This is a genomic window from Sanyastnella coralliicola (genome assembly GCF_030845195.1).
GTDB classification, from domain to species: Bacteria; Bacteroidota; Bacteroidia; order Flavobacteriales_D; family Sanyastnellaceae; genus Sanyastnella; species Sanyastnella coralliicola.
Genome location: NZ_CP132543.1, coordinates 3,819,449 through 3,839,991 on the forward strand (window position 1 = coordinate 3,819,449; position 20,543 = coordinate 3,839,991).

A 20,543-nucleotide genomic window follows, 5' to 3' on the forward strand; every position below is an offset into this window, starting at 1 on the left:
ATCGAGTTTTTCTTAGAAGTAAATGCGGTATTGTACATCCGGGAAGAACCCAATCTGATAGCGCGTTTCGATCTCACCAGCCCGCGCATTGAACTGTTGCATGAAGACATTCTCCTGATTAGTAACGTTGCGCAAGTCAATGCTGAACTGCTGAGATGTCTTTTTCTTATTCATGCGGTAAGTGATCTTAAAGTCCCAACGGAAGTAAGGATCATACTGCTCTGAGAAGGCTTGGTCTTCAAAGAGAACTTCTTCTGTCTGAGCGAGTGAACTCTCGAAATCAATTGGAGTAAAGCGCTGACCACCAGCGTATGTCACCTTCGTATCGAATGAGATCGAGCTCTTTTCGTTGAGAGGGAATTCCTTTCCTCCGAGGAGGTTCAATACGTAGTTGGTGTTGAAGGCCGTGTTGCGTTCAATGCCGTCGCTTCCTTCGTATTTCGACTCAAACAATGAAGCTGTACCTAAGATGTAGTATCCTTTGTTGAAGAAGCGCTCCGCGGTGAATTCAAGTCCGTAGTTGAATCCAGTTCCGTCATTCACGAGGTCTGCGTTGTTCGGGATCACAAAACCTGCACCGGCATTCAAGACTGAGAATGAGCTGCTGTCACGATCCACCGCTACGTTGTAGAGGTACTGGTAGTAAGCCTCCACCTTGATGCGGAATACGTTCGTGATGAGGTTGTCGTATCCGATCACCCCGTGTGCGCTCTTGTTAAAGTCAAGTTCATCGTTGCGGATCACCGACGTGTTGGCATCAATACGTTCACGGTTGAAATAGATCGGCAGTGGCTGCATCTGGCTGTGCAGACCCATTCCGAGGTTCAAGCTTTGACGGTCATTGATCTTGTAACGAACACCTGCACGTGGTTCAATGGCGTTACTGTTGTTTAACAAGAAATGCTGACTGTGCAATCCGGCATTGATGGTCCACTTCTCGCCAGCACGGTGTTGCCAGCTGATATATGACTGCACCAAAGATGCCTCATCTTCAAAATCCGATTCGTAGAAGTACTCACCAGGTGCATACAATACAGAATCGCGGAAGTTGAACTGGTTCAAGTCAGCCTGTACACCAAACTTGATCGTGTTTCGTGCGTTGCGTTTGCTATTGATATCGAGGCGTGCGGTGTACTTGTTCTGGAATCGATCCAATCCAAAAATGCGGGTAGGATCTCCGTTCTCTGTTGAAAGTGAATCAATGTTGCCATCGGTTCCTGCGTGCGAAGCCGCAAGTACAAGCTTCGAGCTTGTGCGCTCGTTGAAGAAGTATTTGTGACTGACACCCACCCAACCTGTGTTTGATCCAAAGCGTGAATCTTCGGCATCGGATGAAAAGAGATTCGTCTCTGTGGCATCACTCGCAAGGAATTCAATGTAGCTCGTTCCACCTACACCAAAGATTCCGAAACGTCCGGCCTTGGCTGTGGGGATGTCTACTTTGAACGTCAAATCTTGGTACTGAGGTACGGCTGTTCCTGTTCCGAATTCAATACCCAGTGCATTGAATACTTCTAGGGTGCTGTATCGGTAGTTAATCAAGAAGCTACCATTCTTGCCCAGTCCAATAGGTCCTTCAGCACCGAATTCAAATCCGTTGAATCCGACTTGACCAAGGAACTCGTAATTCTCTTTGTTACCGTTTCTCAATTCGAGGTCGAATACACCAGCGAGGGCGTTTCCGTATTCTGAAGGGAAGGCACTCGTCAGGAAGTCTGAATTCGAAAGGTTGTTGATGTTCAACATACTTACCGGACCTCCGGTAGAACCAAAGGCACTGAAGTGGTTCGGGCTAGGAATGTCAATTCCCTCCATGCGCCACAGCACACCAGAAGGCGAGTTTCCTCGGATGATGATGTCGTTTCGATCGTCACTTGAATTGCTCACACCGGCGAAGTTCTGTGCCATACGACTCGGGTCTTGCAGGGCACCTGAATAGCGCATTGCTTCTTCCACTGTGAATGAACGCGCACTCACTGTGGCCATTTCATTCTTAGGTGTGGCCTTATCGTCTTCAGCAACAATCTCTGCGCCGTCTAGCTGCAGCACGCTTTCGCTGAGTTTTACGTTGACCGTAAGTTCTTTTCCTGAAGTCACAAGAAGGTTTGAAAGCACTTGTGGTTCGTACCCAATGAACGATACCTGAATACCGTGACGTCCAACGGGAATGTTTTCAAGACGGAATCGTCCGTCAATATCAGTGGTTGTTCCTACGACCGGGTCAGATCCTATAAGCAGAACCGTAACTCCGGGAAGAGGGAAATCACTTTGTGCGTCAACCACAGCTCCTCGAATAACAGAGGACGGGCTTTCTTGTCCGAAGGACACCAAAGAGATCAGTGCAAATAAGACTAATAGTGCTTGGCGTTTCATGGCTTGTCGGTTTTTTGACACTACAAAGGTGAAGCGACCTTAGCACAAGGAAAACGAAAAAAGGCTGAGTTGTCAGAATTCCGGATTGGAATGTAGTAGGTTTAGATTCGGTCAAAAAAAATGGAGAGACTCTGCGTTCAGACTCTCTCCAATGTTGTTTCGAAATAGGTAATCCAAATTAAAACCTGTAATGTCTTATTTTCAGAAGACCTTAAACCTAAATAATCATGAGATCGCTGTCTGCGCTCAGACAACTTGGCTTTGTTAAAAACCTGAATCAAATGTACACCGGAGCCCCTATGCCATGTGTTAATGCGGGGTTAACACTTGTTAAAAAAAGCCAAGCATCTATTCCGCGCTAGCGAGGAAAAAATAACTTTGAATACCCCATAGGGAAATCTCGATTTGAAGCAGAAATACATCCAATTACTTGTTGTACTCATTAGTACGGCCTTCATCGGTTTGGTGGCCATACAGATCTATTGGGTAAATAACTCTATTCTGCTGCGCGAACAGGAGTTCAATGTCAACGTGTTGAAAGCCCTTGAAAAGGTGGCGGATCACTTGAATGCGGAAAGCTACTACGTGCATGACCCACGGGTAGACGGTGACCAATCGCTGCGCATTACGTCTGATGATGATGCCCTCGAACTCGAATTCGACAGTAAGTTGATTGGTGATTCCGTGAGCATTGAAGGGATTCACAGCGATGAGCTTTCGAGCATGACTGACTCAGCCTTGTACAGCGCTTGGGGAGATTATGGACTCGAAACTTCAGAGATTCTAGATCAGAGCGGCATCATGGAAGACATTATCGGAGGCGCCGTTTCGCTCGATATCTTCCGAGACTTACGTCCGATTGATCCTGCCTTTCTGGATTCATTGATTGATCATGAATTAGAGGATAGTAATGTCAAAGCTAAATTCGTCTTTGGCGTATTCAATCGTTACCATCAGCCAGAGATCTTAGAACAAGACGCTGAGCAATACCGAGAGGAGTTCTTTACGCGAGGCTATAAGACTACTTTGTTTGAAGCCGATCAGCTACGCGAGCCGTATTTCTTGCGTATTTATTTCCCGCATCAACGTTCCTACCTACTCCAAACGATGTGGGTGATGCTTTCGATCTCAGCGGTTCTGATCATCGTCATCTTCGCGGCGTTCACCTATACCATCAAAACGATCTACCAGCAAAAGAAGGTAGGTGAAATCAAGAATGACTTCATCAACAACATGACGCACGAGTTGAAAACACCAATTTCAACCATTTCACTAGCGTGCGAAGCCTTGAACGACCCCGATATGCAGCGCAGTGAGAAATCGATGCGCACCTTTATTGGAATGATCAATGAAGAGAACAAGCGTTTGGGGGTGTTGGTAGAGAACGTACTTCGCTCGGCGATTCTTGACCGTGGAGACATGCAGTTGAAGGTGGAGCAACTCAATATGCATGAGATTATTAAGAATGTAATCCGCAACATTGCGATTCAAGTGAAGCAAAAAGGCGGAAGCATTAAAACCGAATTGGAAGCCACGAATCCGTTGATCATGGGTGACTCTGTTCACCTCACGAATGTGGTATACAATTTGATTGATAATGCCATAAAATACTCACCAGAAAACCCTCAATTGATCATTCGCTCGCGCAATACTGAACATGGTATTGAACTTCAATTTGAAGACAATGGAATTGGTATTAGTAAAGACAACCAGCGAAAGATCTTTGATAAACTCTATCGTGTACCCACCGGAAACATTCACAACGTGAAAGGTTTCGGTCTCGGATTGAGCTACGTCCGCGTGGTCGTCGAAAAGCACTTCGGAAAGATCAATGTAGATAGCGAACTTCGAAAGGGAAGCACATTTTTTGTTTACTTACCTGCTGAACATGAAGAAAACGACTAGAATACTATTGTGTGAGGATGACCCAAACTTGGGTACCCTTCTCTCGGAATACCTCACCGCAAAAGGATTTGAAACAACATTGGCTGTTGACGGAGTCGAAGGTTTGAAGGCCTTCCGTCGTGAACACTTTGATTTCATCATTCTCGATGTAATGATGCCAAACAAAGACGGATTCACTGTAGCTGGTGAAATTCGTCAGGAAGACCGCCACATTCCCATTCTATTCTTGACCGCGAAGTCAATGAAGGAAGATACCCTAGCTGGGTTCAAGGCCGGTGCCGATGACTACATGACCAAGCCATTCTCGATGGAAGAACTCTTAGTGCGTGTGAACGCTATTTTGCGTCGTTCAGCAGCCCTTCCAGAAGACGGGGAAGTCGTTACAGAATTCAATATTGGTCGTTTCCAGTTCGATTACAACAAGCAACGTTTGTACGAAGGAGAGGAAGAAACGAAGCTCACTACCAAGGAAAACGAGCTACTTTACTTGCTCTGTAAGAACAAGAATGGATTGCTGGAGCGTAACTACGCCTTGAACGCGATTTGGGGTGATGACAACTACTTCAACGGAAGATCAATGGACGTCTACATCGCCAAGCTTCGTAAGCATTTGAAGCCAGATGAGTCGATTGAGATCATCAATGTGCACGGGAAAGGATTCAAGTTATTGACTCCTTGATTTCAGGCCGTTAGTCAGCCTTAAATCTTCATTTCAGCCTTGTTTTTGAAGTGTGATTAATCACTGATCTTTGTCGCAGGATTCCAATCTTCGGCAAGGTCGTTGCAGCATTTCCACTAGTTATTAATTCTAAAACCTAGTGGTATGAATCGTTCTAAAAAGACAAACGAAGCCGACCTCGAAAAGAAAAGAGGCGTCTTCTTTTACATCGGATTCGCAGCAGCACTTAGTTTCGTTATGATCGCCCTGGAGTGGACTTCAGTGGAGTATGGTGGAAATAAGGCCTACGGAGAAATTCCGATGACCGACATCATGGAGGAAGATGAACTTCCCGTGGTGCGTATCGAACGTCCGAAGGTAGAACCGCCGAAGGACAACACCCGCTTTATTATTGCTCCAGACCCGGAGCCTGAACCAGATCCTGATCCCGACCCAGATCCGGAACCAGATCCAGAGCCATTCTTGGTGGAGATCGGTGACCCTTTCGGTAGCGAAGATCCTGATCCGGAACCAGAGCCAGATCCAGGTCCGATGATGATCGTTGAGATCATGCCTCACTTCGCAGACTGTGAGAATGTGGTTGACCGTGATGCACAGCAAGCATGCACTGAAAAACGCATTATCCAATGGGTGCAAGACCATGTGAAGTACCCAAGCCACCTTCGCGATGCCGGAATTGAAGGGAAAGTCTTCGCTTCATTTGTCATCGACAAACAAGGAAGCATTACAAACGTCGAAATCCTCCGCACACCGCACAAAGATTTCAATGGCACGGTGACTCAAGCCATCAACTCGATCCCAGAAATGACTCCAGGTAGTCAACAAGGACGAAAAGCCGCAGTCATTATGACGATACCTGTTCACTTCAAGCTGAATTAAGCTGTTTGAACCTTAAGAAGCCCCGCCGTATGGTGGGGTTTTTTTTTGGAGGAACGCGGAATGCGGATTGCGGAACGCAGAACGCAGAACGCGGTGGTTACCGATAGACTCTCGTCACTTGTCTTTAGTCCGCTTCAGGCGGATAGCATGATTAGTTTTTAGTCATTAGTTCTTGGTCCCTAGTCCCTAGACTCTCGTCTTTGGTAATGAGTTATCGGTTTTTGACTATCGATTATCGATTCAAAATTCCCCTTTTCCTATATTTACTCTGAACACAACTACTACCTCTTATGAAAACAACTACACTATTTCTGTGTGCGGCTGCCGTTGCCATGGTAGCTATGACCTCTTGCGGTAAAGAAGAAGAAACGGATACCGTTGCTCCGGCAATCACATTGGTGGGTGCTGCTGAGATTGATGTGACCTTGAATCAGAGTTATACTGATCCTGGTTATTCCGCTCAAGATGATACTGACGGTGACTTGACGGATCAAGTGGAAGTGAATGGAACCGTAGACGTGAATCAAACGGGTGTGTATGAACTGAGTTATTCGGTGTCTGATGCAGCTGGTAACGAAACTACCTTGAGTCGTTCAGTGACGGTGGTGAATGATGCTGATTTCCTTGGTGGCATGTACTCGGTGTCTACGAATTGCGCGAGCTCTTCCTGGGATAATGATGATTTCATGAGCTTTATCACGGTTTCTGAGACCAATAACAACGCCTTCACGATTTCAGAACTTCGATTTGATTTGAGCACTACTGTTCAATCGGTTGATGCGATGCTAGACGGACAGTCAATTGACGTGCCGAATCAGACGGTTGACGGTGAAATGGTTGAAGGTACTGGAGAGGTGATTAGTGCAGATGAATTTGAGATCACGCTTTCTACCGGTAACAGCTGTCTAAACGACTTTACACGACAATAAGCACTTCAAATTCCAAAGCATTTTCATGGCTAGCAGTGACCCTTGTTGGAACACTGCTTATCGCGTGGTTGGCTGATATTGGCTTGCTTGAACGCGGTTCGTCTGAGCGTGTCCTCTTTGCAGGATTGGCGATGACCGGGGGGCTCGTTGCTCTGCTTTTCCGACATCAATCGCTCGAGATTCCTTCGAATAGATCGTTGATCTTAATCGGCGCGATGCTGGGTTGGCCCTTGCTTTCGATGGCTTGGGCGGGTTATGTGCCTGCGGCTTTGTATCGCAGTTTGAAGTTTGTCTTGGCGGGAGCTGTCTTCTTGATCGCCTTTCAAATCCCACGTGATCGCATGCCTACTTTGGGCCGTTTGTTCTCGGTGATTTTATGGGTTGCTGTGCTTTACGCTAGCGCGGAATGGTTTTTCTCCGGACGAGCATGGACTGACGTAGGCGGACTATTTCGCCATCCGAATTTGCTCTCTTCTCTGTTGGTCATGGTGTCTTTTCCAGTAGCTGGATTGGTTTTTACGGATCAGAAGAAATGGAAACTTCAAGCGGTTATTATTCTGGCTTTAACACTTTGTTTGCTCGCATTGCTACAAACCCGGGCGGCTTGGTTGGGCTTATTCTGTGGGTCCTTGTTCTTCGGGATTTCTTTGCTGTTCAAAAGCAAGACGAAGGCTTTCGGGAGATGGGTTAGCCTCGCAAACCTCGGTGTACTTGGCGTCGCTTTTGGAGTCTTAGCAAGCAATCCCCAATTGATGAATGCCAACTCCATGGTCGAGCGATCAGCACTGTGGAGTAATACGGTGGGGTTGATTCAAGAGTCACCCTTCATCGGTGTGGGTGCAGGCAATTGGCAGTTTGAATTCATGAAATTCGGAGTGCAGGACCTACCCATGGCAGCAAAAGACATCGCGACCTTTCAATCGCCTCACAATGATTTCTTGTGGATGGCATCTGAGCTGGGGTTGCCGTTCGCCTTGCTTTGTTCTTTGGCACTTCTTTGGCTGGTACTTAAAACCTTCCGAAGCCGCACCGACGTAGAGAAGAATGACTGGATCACCACCAGTTTGTTCCTCTCCAGTATCATCGCTGCTGCGGTGATTTCTTGTTTCAGTTTCCCAAGTGACCGTGTTTTTCATTTGATGGTGTTGGCTTGTCTGATCGCATTTCTAGTGAAGCGTGTTGGTCAAGTACAGAGACAATCTTCAAGAGTCTTGTTGTTATTCATTCCATTGACAATACTCGCTGCAGTTGTTGGAGGATGTCAATTATGGGGAGAGTACCACACGCGTCTAATAATCGAAGCGAAGGCTGCCGAACAGTTCGAACTTTTGCCTGAAATGTGTGACAAAGCCAGTTCGGTGTTCTATCGATGTGACCCCATGTCGACTCCACTTTCCAGTTACGCGCTGTTGGGCTACGTGGGCGACCCGAACGCTCACGACAAACGCATGGAGTTGTTGCTAGACTCCAAAGCGATTTCGCCCTATGATCCAGAGATTTTGACCAACCTCGGCCTCGAATACATGATGGGACGAGATTTCGTCAATGCGCAAAAGGAACTTGAACACGCCCTGGAGATCAATCCATTCAACGAGGCCTCTTGGCTGAATTTAGCCTTGGTTCACTTTAATCAAGGAGCGATCGATCGAGCGCAAGAATGTCTGCAAGAAATCCCCCAAGCCGGTCAGAAGTATCCGATGTACTACCAGCGGATTTTTGGTCGTTAGGCTTTCTTCTAGATTGGACGAAGGCTCTCCAAGACATTCTCCGTAAATTTGACTCTTATGATCCCACAGGACGTCATAGATCAAATCATGCAAAGCGTCGACATCATCGAGGTTGTAGGGGAATTTGTGCCGCTGAAAAAGTCGGGATCTAGTTATCGTGGGTTAAGTCCGTTCACCAGCGAAAAAACACCATCGTTTTACGTTGTTCCATCGAAAGGCATTTTCAAAGATTTCTCTTCTGGAAAAGGAGGAAGTGCGGTGACTTTCTTGATGGAGCATGAGAAGATGAGTTATCCGGAAGCCTTGCGATGGCTGGCGGATAAGTACGGCATCGAGCTCCAAGAGGAGAAACCGAGTGAGGAAGTATTGCAGGAGCGTTCTGAACGCGAAAGTTTATTGGCCGTGAGCCAGTGGGCCGCAAATTACTTTGAGAAAGAGCTGTGGGAAGGTGAAGAAGGACAAGCCATTGGATTGAGTTACTTCCAGGAACGTGGGTTCCGGGATGACATCATGAAGAAATTCAAGCTGGGGTACTGTCCGGAAGGATGGGAGACGATGACCACAGCTGCTTTAGAGGCGGGCTACGACGAACAGTGGTTGCTGGCTTCTGGTTTGACTAAAGAATCGAACGGTAAGAAATACGACTTCTTCCACGGAAGGGTCATGTTCCCGATTCAAGATATTTCTGGTCGTGTGATCGCCTTTGGAGGTAGAACGCTCAAGACCGAAAAGAAAGTTGCGAAGTACTTCAATAGTCCGGAGAGTGCGCTGTACAACAAGTCGCGCATTCTGTATGGAATTTTCCAGGCGAAGAATGCGATTGTTCGCGAGGGCCGATGCTTCTTGGTGGAAGGATATACTGACGTTGTCTCACTCCACCAAGCGGGTGTAGAAAACGTTGTTGCTTCTTCCGGAACGGCGTTGACAGAAGACCAGGTCAAGCTGATCAAGCGTTACTCAGAGAACGTGACCATCCTTTACGATGGTGACCCGGCGGGTATCCGTGCGAGTTTCCGAGGGATTGATTTGATCTTAGCTCAAGGACTGAACGTACGCGTGGTCTTGTTCCCTGACGGAGAGGATCCTGATTCGTTTGCTAAGCGCGTTTCGTCAACCGAGTTGACAGAATACCTCGAGAAGGAAGCGAAAGACTTCATTGAATTCAAGACTTCCATTCTTAGCAAAGAGGCAGGGAAAGATCCGGTCAAACGAGCAGATATGATCCGTGAGGTGGTGTCTTCGATTGTGGAGATTCCAGACCAGATCAAACGTCAGGTCTACATCCAAGAGTGTAGCCGATTGCTCGATATGGCCGAGCAGGTCTTAATGAACGAGACCAACAAGCTCCTTCGCGCCAAACTTAAACGCAAAAGCAAGCCGGGCGACTACGTTACTGAACCTGAGGTAGTTCCAGTTCCTCAACCGGAGCCCAAGGCACATACCAATAAGAAGACAGCTTACCCACAAGAACTCGACTTTGTTCGCCTGCTGTTGAATTTCGGCAAAATGCCTATTCAAGTGAGCCTGCATAACCTGGAGGATGATTCACAAGAAACCGCCCCTGTTTCAGTAGCAGAATACCTCTTGTTCGAGTTACGAGATGAGAAGATGGACCTTCACGACCACACCTTGCGAAAGATCACCACGCGTTACGGCGAATCGTTAGATCAAGGTAAATTCCCGGAAGATCACTTCTTCCTGCATGACCCTGACCAAGGCGTGGTTTCCATTTGTGCAGATCTCTTGACGGAGAAACATCAGATGAGTGAAAACTGGTCTGAGCGTCATCAGATTTATCCAGAAACGGAAGACATGAACCTGGCGAAGGCGGTGAAAGATTGTGTTTATCGCTTGAAACTGCGCCATGCACTCATCATGATCGATGAGATTCAAGAAGCACTCAAGACCGACCTACCTACAGAACGCATGTTACTCTTATTGGAAGAGAAACGCCACTTGGATGAGGTAAAACGAGAGCTTTCTCGCTACTTTGGTAGTGCAATTATCTAGTATGGAAGAATGGTTCGATAAAGGACTGCACGTCCAAGAATACCACGTTACCGTGGGTGATGTCTTGTACATCCTGATACTCTTCACGATTATCCGTCTAATCATTTTCGGATTGCGCTCTGTTGTTAAACGTGCAGGAGACAAGCGAGGAATGGATGAAGGAATTCGTTTCACGCTAGTAAAATTGCTTAGCTATTTCCTCTATACCATGGGGATCGTGATGTCGCTCGATCAAATTGGAGTGAACATCAATGCCTTAATTGTGGGGTCTGCGGCCCTGCTCGTAGGACTTGGTTTGGGAATTCAGCAATTATTCAACGATGTTATCAGCGGCTTCGTCATTCTCTTTGAAGGAGTTGTACGTGTGGGAGACGTCATTGAATTCGACGGTATGATCGCAAGAGTTGTACGGATCGATATTCGCACCTCGAAGGTGGTCAATCGGAAAGGTGTTTACCTCATTGTTCCGAACTCAAAGATCACCTCAAATTCAGTCATTAACTGGACACATCACGACCTCCATAGCCGATTTGATATTCAGGTGGGAGTGGCCTATGGTTCCGATACGGCCAAGGTGAAACGCTTGCTGATTGATGTGGCGAAAGAACACCCTCTCGTTGTCTCTGATCGCCAGCCGGAGGTGGTTTTCATGGATTTTGCAGATTCCTCGTTGAACATGGAATTGCGCTTTTGGGCGACTCGTCCTTGGCAGATGGATCAAATCAAAAGTGACATCCGCTTCCGCATTGATGAGGTGTTCCGTGAACACAACATCAAAATCCCATTCCCACAACGTGAAATGTACGTTTGGGATCAATCGAAATAAGCCGTTTCGGCGTTCCGCGCTAGCGAAAGTTAAGACACAGAGAACCAAGGTTTGCATGCTTTGATACGGCTGCAATCAAAGTGTTTCCGTATCTTCGATTTCTGCATCCAAACTGTTGAAAACGTGAAAATGAAAGAATCACAGGTATATCTAGGATTGATCGCATTGTTTTTTGCGTCATTCTTTCTTGCGAGTTGTTTGAACGAAGACAATAAAATTCCAGAGAACTGTTACGATGGAATCCTGAACAACGGCGAAGAATTAATCGACTGTGGTGGGCCTAACTGTCCGCTATGTGACCCATGTGAAAACTTTGTTTGGGAACCTGAACTAGGTGAACAATGGGTTGATTGTGGTGGAGAATGTGATCCATGTGATCCTAGCTTCAACGGTCAGCTTGATCCAGGTGAAGAAGGTATTGATTGTGGAGGTGACACAGGCGTTGACTGTGGCGAGCTCTGTGGAGACGGCCTTCTCAATGGTAACGAAGAAGAAATTGACTGTGGTGGTCCTGACTGTGACCCATGTCCAACATGTACTGATGGCATCCTGAACCAAGACGAAACAGGTATTGACTGTGGTGGTTCTGAATGTCCAGACTGTCCGGAAGAAGCAGGTGACTGTACCAACGGTGAGATCGACGGTGACGAGCAGTACATCGACTGTGGTGGTAGCGCATGTCCTCCATGTGAAGGACTTATCACCTTTAAGCGTGGTGGTCAAACCATCGTATGTGACGCTTCAGTTATGGGTGCCCTAGCAGGTGGAACAATCACACTCACAGGAGCTTCATTGCTTCCTGCAGGTATTTCGTTCACCCTCGCAGAACCAGACCTCGGATGGACAAGCGGTGTGGGTATCACAGCTGACGTAGCTTCGAACCCTGCAACGGTGATTCAGTTCACAGACAACACTGGGGTGATTTACAGCACTGCCTTCGGTGAAGGTGAAGTTTCACTTACCATTGACTACGTACTCGCAGAAGCAGGCGGTTTCATCGCCGGAAGCTTCTCAGGACAACTCTACACTGCAGACGGAGAAGAGTCAGTATTCTTGACTCAAGGACAGTTTGCGGTACCGTTGCCGTAAAGCAGCGCAAAGCGATAAAGAATTAGAAAGGGGCCAAAGTGGTCCCTTTTTTTTATGGCTTGGGTTTGGTTCGTGGTTCGTGGTTCGTGGTGGGTGGGTTGTGATGTTGAAGGGACGCATGTATGCGTCCTTACTTGTGATTTGGGGTGTTGTAGGAGGCGTTCATATGAGCCTATTCAGAAAACAGAACCACGAACTACGCACCACGAACTACGAACTAGTTCTTGGCCTCTAGACCCTAGTCCCTCGACTCTCGTCTTCAGTTATAGACTTTTAGTTATCGTTTATAGATTCCAAGTGCCAAAAACCAAAAACCAAAAACCAAAAACCAAAAACTAATTACTAAAGACCAAAGACTAGAGAAAAAAAAGCCACGCTGGAGGACGTGGCTTTCGGCAGGTTTAAAGGAATGATGCAATCAATTCCCTTCTAGGATCTGGAACAATTCGTTCAGATTAGGTGAGATGATAATCTCAATGCGTCGGTTCTTTGCTTTGTCTTCTGGATCTACTGGGTGGAATTCGCTGCGTCCTGAAGCGGAGAGGATGGTAGGAGCGATGCTGCTATTCTCTGTCATGATCTTCACAACGGCTGTAGCGCGAAGTACACTCAATTCCCAGTTATCGCGTGGAATAGAGTTCCCGCGGATCTTATCAGTGTCCGTGTGGCCTTCTACGATGATCTCCATGTCGCTTTCGTCTTCGATGGCTTTGGCGAGGTCAACGAGGGCTTTCTTTCCTTCATTATTGATCACGGTACTTCCAGAAGGGAAGAGGAGCTTAGCGTCAAGGCTAACGTATACTTTACCGTTCTTTTCTTCTACGCTGAAACCTTTGTCTTTGAATCCGAGAAGGGCAGTGGCAATCTTATCGCGCAGCGCATTAGCGGCTTCTTGTTGCTTGTTCAAGAGATCTTCTAGCTCGTTCACGCGGGCTTCTCGTGCTTCCAGTGCTGCGCTGAGTTCGTTGAGGCTTGTTTCTTTCGAGTCTAGCTGAGTTTCTAGTTCTCTAAGGGCGTCTTCTTGCATTTGAAGATCGCTTTGAGCGGTCTGCAGGTCTTCCAACAACTTGCGATTCTCAGCGTTCATGTCTTCGAGAATCGAGCTGTTTTTCGCCATGAGAATGTCGTTTAGCTCGTTGATTTTGTCGTATTGACTGCGCAAATGACGAAGTGAGCTTCCAAGCAAAGTGGTGTCGCTTTCGAGGGCGCCCATGCGTTTGCCAATGTCATCTATCTGAGCTTCAAGCTCATTGACTTGTGTGGTGAGTGCTTCATTCGAGGTTCTGAGCTGCTTGTTCTCCGTCTCACAGTCGTTCTTTCTCGCCTCTAATTCTTCGTATTGACGGGCAGTTACGCACGAAGCCAAGCCCATCACTACTACTGATACCAATAGAAGATACTTCTTCATCGCTGAAAATTTTCATTACAAAGATGCTTGCTTTCTTCTCGCTAGCGCGGAATAGCGCAGGGGTCTTATACACAAGGATTTGTGCATACCCCCAATTTTGGAATTCCTCTAGTTCGCCATTTTTAACACTAGGGTAAACAAGAATTCACACGTATTCACTGTTAGTAATGTGTGGAGCGCCGCGGCGTTCCTGCATTAAGAACCAAAAAGATATGTGATGGAAGCGTTGTTCAATTTGCTCTCTTCGATTGAAGAGAGATTCAATCGTCGTTTTGGGTGGTTCTTTACCAACGGAAACAAAGCAAAAGTTGCCAACGAGGATCAGGATTTCAGCTGAATGCAAACATTCTGAGGCTCGGTAAAAAAGTGTAATGCTTCAAAGCCACCTTCTCTTCCTACGCCAGAGTTTTTAACTCCTCCGAAAGGAGTGCGTAGATCTCGTACTAGCCAGCAATTGATCCATACAATACCTGAATGGATCTGCTGGGCTACGCGATGTGCACGCGTCAAGTTGCTCGTCCATACCGTAGCAGCCAATCCGTATTCTACACTGTTGGCCATTTCTAAGGCATGTTCGTCTGATTCAAATGGGGTAATGGTCACGACAGGACCAAAAATCTCTTCCTGCTGTACACGACACTGATAATCGAGTCCTTCAATGACGGTAGGTTCGATATAGTATCCCTCCGCACGATTCCCATCTTCTGGGATGTGTTGCTTTCCTCCACACAGTACTGTTCCGCCTTCTTCTTTAGCGAGTTCGATGTATGAGAGTACCTTTTCCATATGTGGTTTTGAGACCACGGCTCCAAACTTGGTAGATTGATCTGAAGGGTCGCCAATCTGCATGCGCTTCACCTTCGCTACAAAGGCCTCCTTGAACTTGTCGTAGATAGAGGCTTCTACGAAGATGCGTGAACCGCACAGGCAAATCTGTCCTTGGTTAGCGAAGGACGAACGCACCGTAGTGCGAATCATCTGATCAAAGTCGCAATCCGCGAAGATGATGTTTGGGTTCTTTCCTCCGAGTTCCAACGATAACTTCTTGAACATCGGTGCTGCTTTCTTCGCGATGAGGGCCCCTGTGGTTGTTCCTCCAGTGAATGAAATCGCCTTGATACCAGGGTGCGACACCATCGCATCACCTGCTTGGTGTCCGTGACCGTGCACGATGTTAAGCACACCTGCAGGAAGACCTGCTTCATTGCACAATTTCGACATCAAGTAAGCGGTCATCGGGGTGATTTCGCTTGGCTTCGCTACGACAGTACATCCTGAGGCAAGTGCTGGGGCAATCTTCCAGGTAAACAGATAAAGCGGCAAGTTCCAAGGAGAGATACATCCGACTACACCCACCGGTTTGCGGTTGGTGTAGTTGATCACGCGGTCTTCCATGATATGGGCTTCACTGGCGTAGTGCATGATCGCCGTAGAGAAGAAGCGAATATTCGATTCCGCACGAGGGATGTCGACATGAGAAGCCAAGCTCACGGGTTTACCGTTGTCTTTACTTTCAGCTGCCGCCAGAGCGTCGAGGTTTTCTCCAATGAGGTCAGCCAACTTCGAAAGAATGCGAGACCGCTCTTGGTAAGGAGTGTTCGACCAGATAGGGAAAGCGGCATTCGCTGCTTCGTACGCTCGTTCTACATCATCAGCATCAGAGTTCGGGATTTGGCTGTAGACTTTTCCCGTTGCAGGCTCGTAATTATCGATCCATTGTCCGTTCGCTGGTTCAGCGAATTCTCCATTGATGAAGTTGAGTATCTTTTCCACAGCCATGAATTTTTGTAAAAGTAGTGAAATGGCCTTGTCGAAAAATGTTGCGGGCTTGTGTACTTATTCAGAATATTTTTAAATTTGCACCCCTGTTAATTCAGGAAACTGCCCCATGGTGTAATGGTAGCACACCAGATTTTGGTTCTGTTTGTCAAGGTTCGAGTCCTTGTGGGGCAACAAAAAGGTCACTTCGGTGACCTTTTTTGTTTTTGGGTTATTGGTGGTTTCGACCCATCCGTTCGCTGGTTGAGGCGCAAAATTGCGCCGCTAAAGGACCGGTTGTCCTCTTTGATTGATGTAGGGGCGCATGAAATGCGTCCATCAGACGGAAAGCATGGTTAGGCCGCCTACGGCGGATAGGCTAGAGGCACGCATGCGTGCCCCTAAATCATAATTTTTCACGATTCTTCCGCAATCCGCAATCCGCAATCCGCAACCCGCATCCCGCGTTCCTCCTCCCATCATTTGGCAATCACCAAGCTAATCGAATCAAATAACCGTTCAAGGGTCATCCAGTGCATAATGTAGTGGCCGTTGGCGAGGTGTTGAAGGTTGAGTTGGATGGAATTGGGTGTGCTGAGTTGTTCAGTAAACACAAGCGCACCGGTGAGGTCAAAGACACGGAGTTCTGTGTTGCTAGGGGGAGTATACCCATTCGGTAGATTAAAACTCAAATTTACGATGCCATTGCTAGGGTTGGGTGCAATTGACATGGCCTGTTCAAGCCCGAGCATGATTTCCTCTACATTTACATATTCGCACCCAGGTTCAACACAGCCAAATTCATCTACTTTGACTACCCATCCTTGCTGGCCTGGGTCTTGGTAGTTGGGGTTATTGAGATCAGTTTCTCTTGATTCTCCGCAGAAAATATATCCACCATCCGAGGTGGCAATCATATCATTTATTGTGTTTTCCTCTGTCCATGCGAGAATACCACTGTAGGTGTGTGACCAAATGACATTACCATTGAAGTCGAGCTTTGCCAGGATGCCAAATCTGTCAGCCCAACCCAAGACATCGTCTGGCTCATCTCTAATGATTACGTAGTTACCGGCCACCGTGAAGGTGTCATCACCGTTGTCAACCAATACCTTCATTTCCGGGTGCTCACCTTGTTCACCGTCACCAAAGATTCGATTCCAAAGAATGTCTCCGTCTTCATTGATGCGGCCAACGCCGGGAGTGCGCCATCCTTGCTCTGGGTGGGTGAATCCGCTGGCGATAATAAGATCTCCATTGTCAAGCACCATCATGTCAAAGATGCCATCAGGTGAATTGGCATTGTTGACAATACTTTCAAGTTGCGTTCCTGTTTCGGCATCAAAACGGAGTATGTTTCCTCCAGCTTCAAAAGCGACGCCATCGATGTAGTCTAGTCCTACATACACGACACCCTCATGATGAATGATTCCTTCGTAGTATTGACCTATCCAGTCAGGGTCATCTTCAATTATGGTAGACCAAAGTTTCAGGCCGTTATCATCGAATTTCGCGACTTCCTTGAACGGATGAACCATGGCATTGACCGTGAAAATATTTTGGTCGTCGTCCAAAGTCATCAACCCAGCTCTATACCAATCCATGGGCTCTTCAGCATCAGGATCAAACAAAGGACTGTAATGGAATATGGTATCTACAACCTCTCCATCATGATTCCAAAAGCCGATGTAGAGGCGCTGAAAGCCAGCTGAATCTACCGTAAACCCTGTATTTATGAAAAGCTCATCATTCCATATTTCCCAATCGTTGTCCCAATGAGCAAGCCAATAAAAAGGACCTACAGCAGGAACTTCGTTCATTAGGTCTCCGGTTTGACTGATTTGGAGCATCATGGCCTGCTGTGATTCCTCATAGAATCCTCCTCCCAAGACGAAAAAAGAGCCATCCGCTTCTACAATACCTGAGGTTAGTCCTCCGGCTTCTCCAATTTCATATCTATTGTTAAACCCTTGGGAAATTCCGCCTAAAGTAATGGAGGACAGAAAGACACTAATGACGAACTTCCAATTTTTCATAGAAGACCTGATCTTGAGATTTGAGTAAAACAATGTACGAAGCAGATGGCCAATTAGAACAGTCGATTGTCCATATTCGATGAGTTGATGGTGGTATGTTGTTGGTTAGGCCGCCTAAGGCGGATAGCATGGTTAGGGCTAGGGGCACGCATGCGTGCCCTTAACGATAGGGGGAGATTGTTTTGGTCGGATGGATTTCATCCATCCCTACAATTGACCTATATATGATGAGGTGTAGATGGCGTTTATAAACGCCATTGTTTGTGGGTTTGATCTCCATGTCCTCATTATGGTTGAGGCGCAAGATTGCGCCGCTAAAGGACCGGTTTTCCCCTTTGATTGATGTAGGGGCGCATGAAATGCGTCCATCAGACGGAAAGCATGGTTAGGCCGCCTACGGCGGATAGGCTAGAGGCACGCATGCGTGCCCTTAAATCATAATTTTTCACGATTCTTCCGCAATCCGTGTTCCTCCTCCCATCATTTGGCAATCACCAAGCTAATCGAATCAAACAAACGTTCATTGGTCATCCAGTGCATGATGTAGTGGCCGTTGGCGAGGTGTTGAAGGTTGAGTTGGATGGAATTGGGGGTGGAGAGTTGTTCAGTAAACACAAGCGCACCGGTGAGGTCATAGACGCGGAGTTCAGTATTGCTTGGTGGATCAACCCCTTCTGGTAGATTAAAACTCAAATTTACGATGCCATTGCTTGGGTTGGGTGCGACAGACATGGCCTCTTCTAGCCCGAGGGTGATTTCCTCTACATTTACATATTCACAGCCGGGTTCAACACAGCCAAATTCATCTACTTTGACTACCCATCCTTGCTGGCCTGGGTCTTGGTAGTTGGGGTTATTGAGATTAGTTTCTCTTGATTCTCCGCAGAAAATATATCCACCATCAGAGGTAGCAATCATATCATTTATTGTGTTTTCCTCTGTCCATGCGAGAATACCACTGTAGGTGTGTGACCAAATGACATTACCATTAAAGTCGAGCTTTGCCAGGATGCCAAATCTGTCAGCCCAACCCAAGACATCGTCTGGCTCATCTCTAATGATTACGTAGTTACCGGCCACCGTGAAGGTGTCATCACCGTTGTCAACCAACACCTTCATTTCTGGGTGCACGCCTTGTTCGCCATCACCAAAGATTCGATTCCATAGAATGTCTCCATCTTCATTGATGCGTCCAACACCCGGAGTGCGCCATCCCTGCTCTGGGTGAGTGAATCCGCTGGCGATAATTAGATCTCCATTGTCAAGCACCATCATGTCAAAGATGCCATCAGGAGAATTGGCATTGTTGACAATACTTTCAAGTTGCGTTCCTGTTTCGGCATCGAAACGGAGTATGGCGCCCCCGCTCACAAGGCCTATTTCTTCTACATATTGCAAGCCGACGTAAATAATTCCCTCGTGGTGAATAATTCCTTCATAGAACTCCCCTAACCAATCAGGATCATCCTCAATTACTGCAGACCAAAGCTTTACACCGTTTTCATCGAACTTCGCGACTTCTTTGAACGGATTAACCATGGCATTGACCGTGAAAATATTTTGGTCTTCGTCCAAAGTCATCAACCCAGCTCTATACCAATCCATTGGCTCTTCAGCATCAGGATCAAACAAAGGACTGTAATGGAATATGGTATCTACAACCTCACCCTCATGATTCCAAAAGCCGATGTAGAGGCGCTGAAAGCCAGCTGAATCTACCGTAAACCCTGTATTTATGAAAAGCTCATCATTCCATATTTCCCAATCGTTGTCCCAGTGTGAAAACCAATAATAAGGTGGTATGGCAGGAACCTCATTAATTAATTCGCCCATTTGGTTGATTTCAATCATCACCGCTTCTTGAGATTGCTCGAACACTCCAGAACCTAAAATGAAAAATGAACTATTTATCTCTACAATACCAGATAGGAAGGAACCTGCTTCGCCTAATTCATACCTATTGTTAAATCCTTGGGACAATGCTCCGGCAGCATTGCATAACAGAAAAACACTAATGACGAACTTCCAGCTTCTCATAGAAGAGTTGATCTTGGGACTTTAACAGAACAATATACGATGCCGAAGGCCAAGTGGAACAGTCGATTGTCCATATTCGATGAGTTGATGGTGGTATTTTGTTGGTTAGGCCGCCTACGGCGGATAGCATGGTTAGGACTAGGGGCACGCATGCGTGCCCTTAATGAAAGGTGGAGATTGTTTTGGTCGGATGGATTTCATCCATCCCTACGGCCTATGTGTGATGGGGTGTAGATGGTGTTTATAAACGCCATTGTTGGTGGGTTTGATCTCCATGTCCTCATTATGGTTGAGGCGCATAAATCCCGAAGTGCGGGACAGGTGCGCCGCTAAAGGACCCGTTTCTCAATATTGGTAGATGTACGGCCGCATGAAATGCGTCCAACCCACCTAATTCTGATTCTTCTCCTTCCATTCCCTGATGTCAGCTACCAGTTTTAATGCTGAATCTTGTCTTTTAACCTTCATGATAGGTTCCGAATTATCAGGATCAATAGTCAGGAGTAGTATATAACCATCTTTTTTGACTACTCCGCTTGAATATGAATGATTGTCTACGATTTCAATTGTCCAATCCTCGCCGTATTTCGTTACGGTATTTCTGTAAGTAAAAAGCAAAAAGACATCCGATGTTTTTAAAGAGCCATTTCTATTGAGAATATGTTTCTTCCAGGAGTATGAGTTCCAAGCAAAGAGCATCGTGAATAGTCCAATTAAGATCATTACAGTAATGCTATTTGAACATAAAATCAGAAGGATAAATAGGGAACAAATGATGATCAGGCCAAAAACAAATCTGGAAGCTGAGATCGGTCGTTTGAATTCTATAGAATCCTCGACAGCCTCAACTGTATATCCTCCAAAATTCCTTTTTTTCATAGGTGTTT

14 protein-coding genes and 1 tRNA gene are annotated in these 20,543 nt (G+C 46.7%); 9 read left to right on the forward strand and 6 right to left on the reverse strand.

Features of this window, described 5'->3' with window-relative positions; all coding sequences use genetic code 11:
* Positions 1–12: 12 nt before the first annotated feature.
* Complete coding sequence (locus RA156_RS15685) at positions 13–2,373, reverse strand: TonB-dependent receptor (RefSeq protein WP_306641437.1); 2,361 nt, start codon at positions 2,371–2,373, stop codon at positions 13–15.
* A gap of 405 nt (positions 2,374–2,778) precedes the next feature.
* Here RA156_RS15685 and RA156_RS15690 point away from each other — a divergent pair, with 405 nt between their 5' ends.
* The 8 genes from RA156_RS15690 to RA156_RS15725 all read left to right on the forward strand — a co-directional run bounded on the left by RA156_RS15690 (position 2,779) and on the right by RA156_RS15725 (position 12,417).
* A complete protein-coding gene (locus tag RA156_RS15690; RefSeq protein WP_306641438.1) occupies positions 2,779–4,278 on the forward strand; it encodes a sensor histidine kinase in 1,500 nt (499 codons plus the stop codon).
* Positions 4,262–4,957, forward strand: coding sequence for a response regulator transcription factor (locus tag RA156_RS15695; protein ID WP_306641440.1), 696 nt, complete (start codon positions 4,262–4,264; stop codon positions 4,955–4,957). Before RA156_RS15690 ends, RA156_RS15695 begins: the two co-directional genes overlap by 17 nt.
* 144 nt (positions 4,958–5,101) lie before the next feature.
* Positions 5,102–5,836 (forward strand): energy transducer TonB, encoded by a 735-nt coding sequence (locus tag RA156_RS15700; RefSeq protein ID WP_306641442.1) that lies wholly within the window; start codon positions 5,102–5,104, stop codon positions 5,834–5,836.
* 290 nt (positions 5,837–6,126) lie between these two features.
* Positions 6,127–6,765 carry a DUF5011 domain-containing protein gene (locus RA156_RS15705; RefSeq protein WP_306641444.1) on the forward strand — a complete coding sequence of 213 codons (639 nt, stop codon included), beginning with the start codon at positions 6,127–6,129 and terminating at the stop codon, positions 6,763–6,765.
* Between the two features lie 35 nt (positions 6,766–6,800).
* Entirely contained in the window at positions 6,801–8,492 is a 1,692-nt protein-coding gene (locus tag RA156_RS15710) for an O-antigen ligase family protein (RefSeq protein WP_306641446.1), read from the forward strand.
* A gap of 57 nt (positions 8,493–8,549) precedes the next feature.
* The gene (gene dnaG, locus RA156_RS15715; protein ID WP_306641448.1) at positions 8,550–10,502 is read left to right on the forward strand and encodes a DNA primase; all 1,953 of its coding nucleotides are present in this window, start codon (positions 8,550–8,552) and stop codon (positions 10,500–10,502) included.
* Position 10,503: 1 nt separating this feature from the next.
* Positions 10,504–11,328: a mechanosensitive ion channel family protein gene (locus RA156_RS15720; RefSeq protein WP_306641450.1), complete on the forward strand. Its 825-nt coding sequence runs from the start codon at positions 10,504–10,506 to the stop codon at positions 11,326–11,328.
* A gap of 129 nt (positions 11,329–11,457) precedes the next feature.
* The gene (locus tag RA156_RS15725) at positions 11,458–12,417 is read left to right on the forward strand and encodes a hypothetical protein (protein ID WP_306641452.1); all 960 of its coding nucleotides are present in this window, start codon (positions 11,458–11,460) and stop codon (positions 12,415–12,417) included.
* Between the two features lie 418 nt (positions 12,418–12,835).
* On the opposite strand, the gene RA156_RS15730 is transcribed toward RA156_RS15725, so the two are convergent.
* The gene (locus RA156_RS15730; protein ID WP_306641454.1) at positions 12,836–13,825 is read right to left on the reverse strand and encodes an OmpA family protein; all 990 of its coding nucleotides are present in this window, start codon (positions 13,823–13,825) and stop codon (positions 12,836–12,838) included.
* Between the two features lie 321 nt (positions 13,826–14,146).
* The gene (locus tag RA156_RS15735) at positions 14,147–15,598 is read right to left on the reverse strand and encodes an aldehyde dehydrogenase (RefSeq protein WP_306641456.1); all 1,452 of its coding nucleotides are present in this window, start codon (positions 15,596–15,598) and stop codon (positions 14,147–14,149) included.
* A gap of 109 nt (positions 15,599–15,707) precedes the next feature.
* On the opposite strand from RA156_RS15735, the gene RA156_RS15740 reads away from it, so the two are divergent.
* A tRNA-Gln gene (locus RA156_RS15740) sits at positions 15,708–15,778 on the forward strand.
* A 284-nt stretch (positions 15,779–16,062) separates the two neighbouring features.
* On the opposite strand, the gene RA156_RS15745 is transcribed toward RA156_RS15740, so the two are convergent.
* From RA156_RS15745 to RA156_RS15755, 3 genes are all read right to left on the reverse strand, one after another.
* Positions 16,063–17,619: a T9SS type A sorting domain-containing protein gene (locus tag RA156_RS15745; RefSeq protein ID WP_306641457.1), complete on the reverse strand. Its 1,557-nt coding sequence runs from the start codon at positions 17,617–17,619 to the stop codon at positions 16,063–16,065.
* A gap of 480 nt (positions 17,620–18,099) precedes the next feature.
* Positions 18,100–19,656: a T9SS type A sorting domain-containing protein gene (locus RA156_RS15750; protein WP_306641459.1), complete on the reverse strand. Its 1,557-nt coding sequence runs from the start codon at positions 19,654–19,656 to the stop codon at positions 18,100–18,102.
* Positions 19,657–20,046: 390 nt separating this feature from the next.
* Positions 20,047–20,535 carry a hypothetical protein gene (locus RA156_RS15755; RefSeq protein ID WP_306641460.1) on the reverse strand — a complete coding sequence of 163 codons (489 nt, stop codon included), beginning with the start codon at positions 20,533–20,535 and terminating at the stop codon, positions 20,047–20,049.
* Positions 20,536–20,543: the final 8 nt, after the last annotated feature.

What these genes read in the sequence shown, in the direction of transcription:
- RA156_RS15685 (WP_306641437.1), bottom strand. Translation starts at nt 2,373, where the DNA reads ATGAAACGCCAAGCACTATTAGTCTTATTTGCACTGATCTCTTTGGTG.
- RA156_RS15695 (WP_306641440.1), top strand. Translation starts at nt 4,262, where the DNA reads ATGAAGAAAACGACTAGAATACTATTGTGTGAGGATGACCCAAACTTG.
- RA156_RS15700 (WP_306641442.1), top strand. Translation starts at nt 5,102, where the DNA reads ATGAATCGTTCTAAAAAGACAAACGAAGCCGACCTCGAAAAGAAAAGA.
- RA156_RS15705 (WP_306641444.1), top strand. Translation starts at nt 6,127, where the DNA reads ATGAAAACAACTACACTATTTCTGTGTGCGGCTGCCGTTGCCATGGTA.
- dnaG (WP_306641448.1), top strand. Translation starts at nt 8,550, where the DNA reads ATGATCCCACAGGACGTCATAGATCAAATCATGCAAAGCGTCGACATC.
- RA156_RS15720 (WP_306641450.1), top strand. Translation starts at nt 10,504, where the DNA reads ATGGAAGAATGGTTCGATAAAGGACTGCACGTCCAAGAATACCACGTT.
- RA156_RS15725 (WP_306641452.1), top strand. Translation starts at nt 11,458, where the DNA reads ATGAAAGAATCACAGGTATATCTAGGATTGATCGCATTGTTTTTTGCG.
- RA156_RS15730 (WP_306641454.1), bottom strand. Translation starts at nt 13,825, where the DNA reads ATGAAGAAGTATCTTCTATTGGTATCAGTAGTAGTGATGGGCTTGGCT.
- RA156_RS15745 (WP_306641457.1), bottom strand. Translation starts at nt 17,619, where the DNA reads ATGAAAAATTGGAAGTTCGTCATTAGTGTCTTTCTGTCCTCCATTACT.
- RA156_RS15750 (WP_306641459.1), bottom strand. Translation starts at nt 19,656, where the DNA reads ATGAGAAGCTGGAAGTTCGTCATTAGTGTTTTTCTGTTATGCAATGCT.
- RA156_RS15755 (WP_306641460.1), bottom strand. Translation starts at nt 20,535, where the DNA reads ATGAAAAAAAGGAATTTTGGAGGATATACAGTTGAGGCTGTCGAGGAT.